This window comes from Rhodococcus sp. EPR-134, from assembly GCF_001647205.1.
GTDB lineage: Bacteria > Actinomycetota > Actinomycetes > Mycobacteriales > Mycobacteriaceae > Rhodococcus_F > Rhodococcus_F qingshengii.
This window is the reverse complement of the sequence record NZ_LVCT01000811.1, coordinates 1-9705: the sequence shown is the minus strand read 5'-3', so window position 1 is coordinate 9705 and position 9705 is coordinate 1. Positions and strand designations below refer to the sequence as shown.

The window sequence follows — 9705 nt, the reverse complement described above, 5'->3', positions numbered from 1 at the left end:
CCACCAATGACGCGCCCTCATCGCGCGCCTTGGCAGCCGACTGTGCAATGGCCTCCACCGAATCACCGGAAACGAGAACAACATCGGCCTGGTGTGGTTCGATGTCGCCGTGGCGGCCGAACACCACCAACTGGCCTTGCGGCGGCCGCGGAACGATTGACGGCCCCTTCACCGAGAAGGTGTCGCCCTCGAAATTGACGTAATGCAGACGATCACGCTCGAGGAAACGCCCACTGAGATAGTCACGGACGACGGCGTCGTCCTCCCACGAATCCCATAGATCTGTCACGACGGTAACCGAATCCCGCTGCTCCTGCTGACGCGCCGACTCCGTTGTTACCGGAGCCCTCCCCCACGCCCTCGCCGCGGCATCGTCTTCGACCGGAACAGCAAGCCAGCCGCCACGCCCACGCGAGGAGTAGTCCAATGTCGCCAATTGCGAAGAGGTGTGGAACGGTTCGGCGTACGTGGTCCCGACGACGGGGACCAGTCCGATCGTGCTGGTCGTCGCCGCCACGTATGACGCCCTGGAGACGGCATCGATGCGGCCGACAACGTCACCACTCGGAGGGAGGATGGAATCGTCGAACGTCGCGAAGGTGAAGCCCGCATTCTCGGCAGCCGCGACGCGATCGCGCACGGCCTTACCCGTGAGCAACTGATCCGGGCGATGTGAGCTTCGGCGCCAGGCAGCGGGGTGAGTGCCCTCGCCGTCCAGTTCGATACCCACGGCAAATACAGTCATGTGTCCTCCATCGGTCCTGGCGGTAGCACCCACACTGCGGTTAGGTAGCGGGTTGCTGCGGCATCATCGAGCCAGGTCTCTCAGCCACTCTGGATGGTGGATGCAATCTATGCGGGCCACGCTGGGCAAGTCAAATCACGCTTGTCGAATCATATTGACCTACAACATATTTCAATACAATCATCCTGATCGAAAGGGTTGCGCAACGCTAGCCGACGTAGACACGAAAGAGCCCCGCCCGACTCGCGTCGGACGGAGCTCTCGGTGTGCGCTGGAACGCTACTTCGCGCCCATCCATGCCTGATCGAACAGCATGATGCCGGTTGCAGTCGGAACCACACCGTGCACGTTCTTCTGCCAAGCCCAGAACGACGTGAGCCCGCCGATCGGCGCCGACGGAACCGTCTCGTTCCACAGCGTCTGAATTTTGCCGATGATCGCAAGAGTCGACGAATTGTCCTTGGCCTGTTGTAGATCTGCGATCAGCTGATCCATCGCCGGGTTCGCATATCCAGCAGTATTCGCCATCGAGGTGCTGTTGGTCGTGGAGAACAATCCGAGATCGAGAATCGACTCGTACATTCCGATGCCCGCGTGCGCGAGGTCGAAATCGTGCTTGACGTAGACGTTCTGCACGATGTCGCCGGCGTTGTTGGCCAAGATCAAGTTCACCTCGAACCCGACGGCCTGCAACAGTGACTGCACGGCGAGGCCGATCGCGTGGTCCTTGGGCTCACTGAGCGCGACGTAGTCGAGGCTGCCGTCGTATCCGTCTGCCTTCGCCTGATTCAGAAGCTCCTTGGCCTTTTCGGGGTCGTAGGCAATACCCGGTGTGTCTACATGCCATTGAGACGTCGGACCGAACAACTCCGAGCCCGGCAGTCCCTCACCGTTTTCCACTCGCTGATCGATCAACGTGGTGTCCAGCGCGTAGCCGATGGCCTGGCGAACGCGAACATCCGAGCCCGGTCGGCCCTCACGGTTGTTGATAATCTCGGCACTACCGGCATTGAGCACGTCGATGTAGCCGGGGTAGCCAGCGGACTCGGCGGAATTGATCGCCGACGTGAGGCCGCGAATGTAGGCGACATCGAGCTGACCGCTGTTCAATGATTCGAGATTGGCCTGCGGACCGTTGAGCGCAACCATCCGCAACTTGTCCAGCTTGGGGGCGCCGCCGTAGTAGGACGGGTTGGCCTTGAAGATTCGCTCGACGCTCGGTGTGAAGACATCTTCGGTGAAGGGTCCGGCTCCGATGGCGGTGAACTTGTCGCCCTGCTGCGAACTCGGGGCGACGATCATCCCGTGCCCGAGAGCGAGCATCGACGGAAAACGCATCCACGGCGTCTTCAGCTTGAATTCCACTGTCGTCGGACCGCTTGCCTGCGCCGATTCCACCGAAGCCAGCCACAGTTCGGCGCCATTGCCCTTGCCCGCGTTGTACCGATCGATGCTCGCGATCACGGCGTTGGCGTCGAGGGTGGTGCCGTCACTGAACTTCACACCGTCGCGAAGTTTCAGCGTCCAGGTGGCTCCGTCGTCAGCTGTCTCGAGCGATTCAGCCAACTTGGGCTCGAACTCGCCGCTCGCAGTGTCGTAACTCATCAGGACGTCGTACACAGCAGCGAAGGCCTCACCGCCGGAACCGCCGCGCGCGGCCGTCTTCGTCGGGTCGAGTGAGGGAACGAGCACCTGTACGCCGTACGTCATGGTCCCGCCGGCCACCGCAGTTCCCGGATCAGGCTGCTCGTTGACCATGCCGGTCACGACGTCCGCCGACGCGGTCGTCGTATCGGTCCCGCTGTCGTCACCGTTGCTCGCGCAGCCCACCAACAGAACCCCGGTGCCGAACAATGCGACGGCGACCCGGCTGACTTTCCCGATGCGCCAAGATCTCGAGTGCGACACGGAGATTCCACCTCACTTTCAGTAGACGCAGCCACGGATCGGCCGCAATCGGCTAATAGTGATGTCCTCTGTGGAGTGACGCCCAGCACGTTCCCGGTGACCGGAAACATTCACGGAGACAAAGGATGCGCATAACTGAGATGATCGGGCCGAGTGGTTGACGGCGACTGACATCCGAATACGAAAAAGCTCCAACCTTATGTTCGAAGAACATGAGATTGGAGCTTGTCGATAAGAATTATGGTGGCCAGGGCCGGGATCGAACCGGCGACCTTCCGCTTTTCAGGCGGACGCTCGTACCAACTGAGCTACCTGGCCGGACGGCACCCGAACCGAATGCCTATCGCATTGCTTTGTTCTCAACCGATTGATTGAGAACAAAGCTTTGCGACCCTGACGGGACTCGAACCCGCGACCTCCGCCGTGACAGGGCGGCGCGCTAACCAACTGCGCCACAGGGCCTTGCTTTTTCCTTGCTGTGAAACCGTACTACATCTTCGAGCCGCTCCCAAACCACTGTCCTGGCCTGGCATTTGTGCATCTCAAAGCGTGTCGTGCGGGTCAAACCATACTGCATCGTTTCGCTTTCGCAAAACGTACCCCCTACGGGATTCGAACCCGCGCTACCGCCTTGAAAGGGCGGCGTCCTAGGCCGCTAGACGAAGGGGGCCCGCCGGATCTCTCCGAACTAGTACCCCAACGGCGTTCCGTTGGGAGCTTGGATAGCTTATGGCACGGCATTCGGAAATCACAAATCGCCTGTTCACGGGCAGAAAAGTGCACTATTCAGTGTCAGGGAACTCGACTTGGGGCCACCCGTCACGATGGAACGTCTCCAACCACTGCGGCGTAGCCATGGCTTCGAGGACTACTTCGAGAGACTCCTCGAACCACTCGCCCAGATCTCCACTGGAGGCAATCAGGTCTGCCATGTACCGCTGGCCGGCAAGGCTCGCTGCCAGTACGCGCGTGAATTTGTCCGGGTCGGCGTCTTCTCGGAGCAAACCGTCGTCCTTGGCACGCAATGCCAACTCGTAGGCGGTCTTTCCCCAGACCTGCCCACCACCGGACTGCACATCCTTGTAGAACTCGGGCTCGATGATCAGCCGGAATTCCGCCTGCACGATTACCTCGGCACGGAAGACCTCGGCAATGTCGAGCACGAGACCGTGCAAAGCGACGAATGGATCGAGGTCTGTTCTCTTGGCCCAACGATCAGTAATTCCAGTGAAGGTTTCGATAGCCGAGGTCAGAACCGCTCGCGCCAACTCTTCCTTGGACTGGAAATGGAAATACATGGCGCCTTTGGTGGCGCGGGAGCCCTCGAGGATCGTGTTCACCGACGCAGCTGCATAGCCGCGCTTGGCGAATTCGACTGCAGCCGCTTCGACCAGGGCGGCGCGGGTACGCCGCGCACGCTCTTGTTGACGTGCCATTTACGGTGTTGTGCCTCTCGCAGAGTTGGTACGCAGAGCCGCCGTGATCGGCGCCTGTCATCCCCCGAAACTTCACAATATCCCCTCCACCACACCCTACGTAAGGACTAGAGCCATACCCGCCAAAAGTACTAGACGCAATCGGCTGTTCAGGGGACAAGAACCGACTTTATGCCCAAAAGACACCAAGTGGTATGGTTTTGGCCGCTCGGGTGCGCCGCAGGGGGTGCGCATCCGAGCTTTTTCGTGCACGAGATTCTGATAATTCGACCTCGCAGACGGAACTGCTTCGCCGACCGATGGACAGCAGTCCCAAGGTTTTAAACAACTAGTGCAATTGTTTATTCCCCCTTTTTCGTCGAAACCGTACTGGCAGCAGCGAAACAACACAGTTAGACTGTCTAAATGAACGTTGGAGAGGGTCGCAGTAAGGCTCGAGACGAGATCGACGTACTTTGGGACGATCTGGGTGCCTTCGTCCGACGTCTACGCACCAAACGCAACGACCACAAGCTCACGCCGAGCCAGATCCAGGCCCTCGGCCACCTCGACCGACAAGGTCCGTCGACCGCCAAAGAGTTGGCAAAATTCGAGCGCGTCACACCGCAATCAATCGCAAAGACCGTGGCCGCGCTCGAAGAACAGGGCATGGTGACGCGAAGGGCGGATCCATCGGACGGCCGCGCGGTCTTGGTCACGATGACCGAACTCGGCACATCGACCCTTCACGAAGACCGAACGAAACGAACAGAGTGGCTGGCTGAGGTCATCGACGCCGAGTGCACCGAAGCCGAGCGTGACTTGCTGCTGATCGCCGGCCGCATCCTGCGCACACTAGGCCAGGACGCTTCCCCGCCATCAGCATCGACACCGATATCAGAGGAGTCACTGATGAACCCGTGACCGCCGTCGCCGAAACGTCGACACCCCAAGCCTCCGTTCCCCTGAAACTGAGTCTTGCTCTCGGTTCGGGAACCGTCCTTCAGGCACTGAACTCGTCGATGATTGCGGTGGCAATCGTCCCGATCGCTACATACTTCGGTTCCAGTTCGGGCACAGCGTGGGTCATCTCGGCTCTCTACATCGCGACTGCAGTCACGGCACCGGCGGCTGGCCGACTCGGATCGATCCTCGGCGCCAAACGCGTCTATCTGGCGGGATTGGGTCTGATCGCTGCCGGATCGATCCTCGGCTCGCTCGCCCCGTCACTGGGTTGGCTTATCGCGGCGCGAATTCTGCTCGGAATCGGCACGGCGACACAGTATCCGAATGCGATGACCGTCATCCGCGAATACGCTGACCGTCACCGGGCTCAAACCCGTTCAGCTATAGCAACACTCACCATTTGCGCTCAATCGGTCGTCGCGCTGGGGCCTACTCTCGGCGGGCTGCTGGTCGGCACACTCGGTTGGCAGTCGATCATGTGGGTGAACCTCCCACTTGTCGTCGTCACTGCCGTATGGGTCTTCTTCGCCGCCCCGAGCGACTCCGCCCTGCCCGACCGGGCCGGCGCCACTGCGTTGTTCAAGTCTCTCGACCCACTCGGTATCACGCTGTTTCTAGCCCTGACGACGTCGACGATGCTCTTCCTCCTGTCTCTCGCCGAGCACGCGAAGTGGTATCTCGTCCCGTCGACGGCCCTCTTCGCGTTCCTGTTCGTCTGGTGGGAACGTCGAACCACCTCGGCGTTCATCGACGTCCGTGCCATCGCCCGAAACCGCGCACTGAGCATGACTCTCGGCCGGACCCTGCTGACTTACACAGCGTTCTACTGCATCTTCTTCGGACTCCCCCAGTGGCTACAGGTAGCCCGCGGAATGTCACCGATCAGCGCCGGGCTCTTCATGCTGCCCGTCGCTGCGGTCGGGATCTTCGCGACCATGTCCGCGTCCAGGGTGTACGGGAAATTCGGCGCACGGATCACCCTCCTGATCGGCACCGCCGCGTTGGCTGTCGGCGGGATTCTGATCGCCTTTGTCGAATCGAGTTCGACTCCCCTTGTGGCACTCCTGCTGATTGCGGCGATCCTGGGCATTCCCAACGGCTTCAACAACATGGGAAACCAGAACCTGATCAACTCGGTGACCACCTCCGCCGACGTCGGAACTGCGATCGGTCTGTACCGAACAATCCAGTACATCGGCGCCAACCTTGCGGCCGTCATCATCGAGCTGACCATGCGCGGAACCATCGACGACGCGGGTCTGCATCGCACGGGCGGGACCATCGCCGTCATCGGAATCGCCCTTCTGGTGGGGGTGGTGTTTTCACGGACTCTGCGGTCCCGTTAGACTCTGCGCCGCGCCCCTATAGCTCAGTTGGTAGAGCTACGGACTTTTAATCCGCAGGTCGTAGGTTCGAGTCCTACTGGGGGCACAAACACAGACCCGGCGCCTCATTCAGAGGCGCCGGGTCTTGTGCATTCGTGCCACATCGATTCGTGCCACATGAATGCAACAGCAGGTCATCGAAGCAGGAACTCGAGGGTCACGCGCTCGAATGCCTCCTTGGCTTCGATCATCACCCAGTGCCCGCAGTTCGGAAATACATGCAGTTCGGCGTTCGGAATCAGTCGCATCGGAATCATCGGCATGTCCGGTGGACACTGCCGATCATCGAGCCCCCATGTCAGCAAGGTCGGGCATTGCACCTTGTGCATCATCGACCAGTACGGCGGCACATCCGAGTTGGACATCATCTGCTGCTGAGCGGCAAAGGCTTTGGATCCGTACATCGCGGTCAATGCCTGGTGCGAGGCCGGATCGTTGGCCGTTTGCCATCGTTCCTCGATCCGCTCCTCGGTGATCACGGATCTGTCGTAAACCATGCACTCGAGCCAGCGAACCAACTTCTCACGGCTGGGAGCGTCGGCGAATTCCTGGAGGAGACGCGTACCTTCGCTCGGGTTCTGACTGAAGATGTTCGGGCCCACGCCTCCGATGGTGACCAATCTGCGGACGCGGTCAGGGAACCTCATCGCGACGTTGACCCCGACAACTCCGCCCATCGAATTGCCGATCATCGCAGCGGATTCGATTCCCAGCGCATCCATGAATCGAACCACCGCCGAGGTTGCCGTGAGAACTGGATGACCGTCGACGGCATCGCTCACGCCGAACCCCGGGAACTCCAGGAGGTAGCAGTGGAAGTGCTTTGCGAACACCTCGAGGTTCCCCCGGTAATTCCGCCATCCACTCACGCCGATCCCGGAGCCGTGCAACAGGATCAACGGCGGACCATCGCCCGCCTCGTGATAGCGCAAAGTCCCCCTGTCGGTAGCGACTTCGCGTTTGGTCCCTTCGTAAGTCACGTCCATACCGCAAGATTAGAACGTGTTACAGATTTGCGACGGCTGATTGCGGAACTTCGCAATCACTGTCAGAAGCATCCCCCGCTGCCTCGACGCCCACTGCGATTCGTGGACTTCTGCTCGCTCGGTTTCGACTTCCCCGTCCCGGCCTTCACACACCGGTTGGGGCGCCGCACCTGCTCGAAGTGCCCGGCGCTCACCACATGACCGGCCACGCTGACCTTGACCGGCGCATCCGCGCGGGCGGTTCCGACTTGCGCCGATCCCAACGTCAGGGCGCAAGCAGCCACAACGACCAGCGCTACCTTCTTCGAGATCTTCACATGCACAGCCACTTCGACACGGGTCCACTCCAGATGCTGAACAGGTGCGCGCACCGAAGGAACACGCTCGGCGTCGACGATATTCAGTCAGGGTGGCCGGCCGCGATCCTTTTGCTCACCAGCATCTGAACAGTCGACGACAAAAGTTTTGGCGGCACGTCAACATCCCGAGGGCGTCAACGAGCCGACGCCCAACGTACGCACCGTTACTGAGAAATCCGTAAATCCGGGCAACCACACAGCGACGGGCGTGGACGTTCGCGTTTGGACTCGCTACGCCACAATCAAACGCCGAACCGCCTCGACTGCCGCCTCCCGACGTCGAGGGATGGAACGAGACGACTTGAGCGCGAGCATCCGGGCGATATCCGTGATCAGCAGGATCAACTCCGTGGGATTCCACGCGGGGTCGATGTGTCCCTCGAGCTGCCCCTTGCGGATTTCCGCAACTTTAGGCCGGAAGGTCTTGCTTCGTATGTCGTCCTCGCTCATGACGTCCGGCGCTTCGAGATCCGCCCATTGCTGCAATCGGGCGTTCTCGGGATGGGCAACGTAGTTGTCGAAGAGGCGACCTGCATAGCCCGGCAAGTCGTCACCTCGAAGTGCTGTCTCCGCGGTTGTTTCGGACGTCCACTGTTCGGTCACGGCAGCGAACAACTCTTCCTTGCTTGCGAAGTACGCATAGAGACGGTCTTTGCTGGCACGCGCTTGCGCGGCGATCCGATTGATCCGCGCGCCGGCCAGCCCGTACGTGGCAAATTCGTCCTTTGCGGCCGCCAGAATGCGGTCCCTCGTAGCTTCCCCTGCTGAGCGCATGTTCACAGCCTAGAACGAATCGACCGTTGCCGAACCATCCGGTTCGGCGTAGCGTGCAGAGTTGACGAACAATTTGGTTCGCGAACTTCGGCCAACTCACCCGCCGACGCAAGGAGAGACATGAATCTCGATGACGCTCGAACCGCATTCACCCGGCTCCGTGCTGCGGAAAGTGGTGTATCACCAGCAGAACTCGACGAAGTGTGGGCCGCGCTGGAAACCGTCGCCGCCGAAGAAATCCTCGGCGAGTGGAAGGGTGACGACTTCGCCACCGGTCACCGTCTTCACGAAAAGCTGTTCGCGAGCCGTTGGTACGGCAAGACCTTCAACTCGGTCGAGGACGCCAAGCCGTTGATCTGCCGAGACGAAGACCGCAACCTCTACTCCGACGTCAAGAGCGGCAATGGCGAGGCAAGTCTGTGGAACATCGAGTTTCGTGGCGAAGTCACGGCGACGATGGTCTACGACGGCGCGCCGATCTTCGACCATTTCAAGAAAGTCGACGATTCGACGCTCATGGGCATCATGAACGGAAAATCGGCGTTGGTTCTCGACGGCGGACAGCACTACTACTTCCTGCTCGAGCGAGCGTGATTCGCGCCGAACAGAATTCGACGTCCGCCATGCAGATGACAGCGGCGCTCTCACACGGCCCGCACTCCCCCTTCACACTCGACACCGTCGAGATCGACGAACCCCGCGCAGACGAGATCCTGGTTCGCATCGTCGCGACCGGCCTGTGCCACACAGATCTGTTCACGAAGTCGGTGCTACCGGAACGACTCGGCCCCTGCGTGTTCGGGCACGAAGGGGCGGGGGTGGTCGAGGCCGTCGGCTCGGCGATCGACAAGGTCGTGCCCGGCGATCACGTGTTGTTGAGCTATCGCAGTTGCGGTGCGTGCAGGCAATGTCTCAGCGGTCATCGGGCGTACTGCGAAAGCTCACACGCGCTCAACAGCTCTGGCGCACGCACCGACGGCTCGACGCCGATCCGGCGAGACGGAACCCCGCTACGGTCCGCCTTCTTCGGCCAGTCCAGCTTCGCGGAATACGTCATCGCCTCTGCCGACAACACCGTCGTCGTCGATCCTGCGGTGGACCTGACCGTCGCGGCTCCCCTCGGCTGCGGATTTCAAACCGGCGCGGGTGCAGTGCTGAATCTACTTC

At 60.7% G+C, this 9705-nt stretch carries 10 protein-coding genes, 4 tRNA genes and 1 riboswitch; of the genes, 5 read left to right on the top strand and 9 right to left on the bottom strand.

The window, feature by feature from the left end; all coding sequences use genetic code 11:
• From A2J01_RS34875 to A2J01_RS34850, 6 genes are all read right to left on the bottom strand, one after another.
• Window positions 1-745 (bottom strand): LLM class flavin-dependent oxidoreductase (locus A2J01_RS34875; protein WP_064114489.1); only part of this gene is annotated, 745 nt, incomplete at its 3' end.
• Between the two features lie 4 nt (window positions 746-749).
• A riboswitch (SAM riboswitch) is annotated at window positions 750-845 on the bottom strand.
• A 179-nt stretch (window positions 846-1024) separates the two neighbouring features.
• Window positions 1025-2653: an ABC transporter substrate-binding protein gene (locus tag A2J01_RS34870; RefSeq protein ID WP_064114488.1), complete on the bottom strand. Its 1629-nt coding sequence runs from the start codon at window positions 2651-2653 to the stop codon at window positions 1025-1027.
• 241 nt (window positions 2654-2894) lie between these two features.
• A tRNA-Phe gene (locus A2J01_RS34865) sits at window positions 2895-2971 on the bottom strand.
• Between the two features lie 70 nt (window positions 2972-3041).
• Window positions 3042-3115: transfer RNA gene (locus A2J01_RS34860), tRNA-Asp, on the bottom strand.
• Between the two features lie 135 nt (window positions 3116-3250).
• A tRNA-Glu gene (locus A2J01_RS34855) sits at window positions 3251-3323 on the bottom strand.
• A gap of 112 nt (window positions 3324-3435) precedes the next feature.
• Window positions 3436-4089, bottom strand: coding sequence for a TetR/AcrR family transcriptional regulator (locus A2J01_RS34850; protein ID WP_003940323.1), 654 nt, complete (start codon window positions 4087-4089; stop codon window positions 3436-3438).
• Window positions 4090-4494: 405 nt separating this feature from the next.
• Between A2J01_RS34850 and A2J01_RS34845 the strand changes: the two genes are divergently transcribed.
• From A2J01_RS34845 to A2J01_RS34835, 3 genes are all read left to right on the top strand, one after another.
• Window positions 4495-4992, top strand: a complete 498-nt coding sequence (locus A2J01_RS34845) for a MarR family winged helix-turn-helix transcriptional regulator (protein WP_064114487.1) — start codon at window positions 4495-4497, stop codon at window positions 4990-4992.
• The gene (locus A2J01_RS34840) at window positions 4989-6380 is read left to right on the top strand and encodes an MFS transporter (RefSeq protein ID WP_064114486.1); all 1392 of its coding nucleotides are present in this window, start codon (window positions 4989-4991) and stop codon (window positions 6378-6380) included. The genes A2J01_RS34845 and A2J01_RS34840 overlap by 4 nt, the downstream gene beginning before the upstream one ends.
• Window positions 6381-6392: 12 nt before the next feature.
• Window positions 6393-6465: transfer RNA gene (locus A2J01_RS34835), tRNA-Lys, on the top strand.
• A gap of 88 nt (window positions 6466-6553) precedes the next feature.
• On the opposite strand, the gene A2J01_RS34830 is transcribed toward A2J01_RS34835, so the two are convergent.
• From A2J01_RS34830 to A2J01_RS34820, 3 genes are all read right to left on the bottom strand, one after another.
• Window positions 6554-7405 carry an alpha/beta fold hydrolase gene (locus A2J01_RS34830; protein WP_030535259.1) on the bottom strand — a complete coding sequence of 284 codons (852 nt, stop codon included), beginning with the start codon at window positions 7403-7405 and terminating at the stop codon, window positions 6554-6556.
• Between the two features lie 62 nt (window positions 7406-7467).
• On the bottom strand, window positions 7468-7776 hold the full coding sequence (locus tag A2J01_RS34825; protein WP_156519496.1) for a hypothetical protein: 309 nt from the start codon (window positions 7774-7776) through the stop codon (window positions 7468-7470).
• A 219-nt stretch (window positions 7777-7995) separates the two neighbouring features.
• Complete coding sequence (locus A2J01_RS34820) at window positions 7996-8538, bottom strand: TetR/AcrR family transcriptional regulator (protein ID WP_030535258.1); 543 nt, start codon at window positions 8536-8538, stop codon at window positions 7996-7998.
• Between the two features lie 120 nt (window positions 8539-8658).
• Between A2J01_RS34820 and A2J01_RS34815 the strand changes: the two genes are divergently transcribed.
• Both A2J01_RS34815 and A2J01_RS34810 read left to right on the top strand, forming a co-directional pair.
• Window positions 8659-9132, top strand: a complete 474-nt coding sequence (locus A2J01_RS34815) for a DUF4334 domain-containing protein (RefSeq protein WP_064114485.1) — start codon at window positions 8659-8661, stop codon at window positions 9130-9132.
• Window positions 9133-9161: 29 nt separating this feature from the next.
• On the top strand, window positions 9162-9705 hold a 544-nt coding region (locus A2J01_RS34810; protein ID WP_197494365.1), incomplete at its 3' end, for an alcohol dehydrogenase catalytic domain-containing protein.

Bases quoted from the DNA above. Each gene is read 5' to 3' on its own strand.
- A2J01_RS34820 (WP_030535258.1), bottom strand. From the start codon at position 8,538: ATGCGCTCAGCAGGGGAAGCTACGAGGGACCGCATTCTGGCGGCCGCA.
- A2J01_RS34830 (WP_030535259.1), bottom strand. From the start codon at position 7,405: ATGGACGTGACTTACGAAGGGACCAAACGCGAAGTCGCTACCGACAGG.
- A2J01_RS34815 (WP_064114485.1), top strand. From the start codon at position 8,659: ATGAATCTCGATGACGCTCGAACCGCATTCACCCGGCTCCGTGCTGCG.
- A2J01_RS34845 (WP_064114487.1), top strand. From the start codon at position 4,495: ATGAACGTTGGAGAGGGTCGCAGTAAGGCTCGAGACGAGATCGACGTA.
- A2J01_RS34850 (WP_003940323.1), bottom strand. From the start codon at position 4,089: ATGGCACGTCAACAAGAGCGTGCGCGGCGTACCCGCGCCGCCCTGGTC.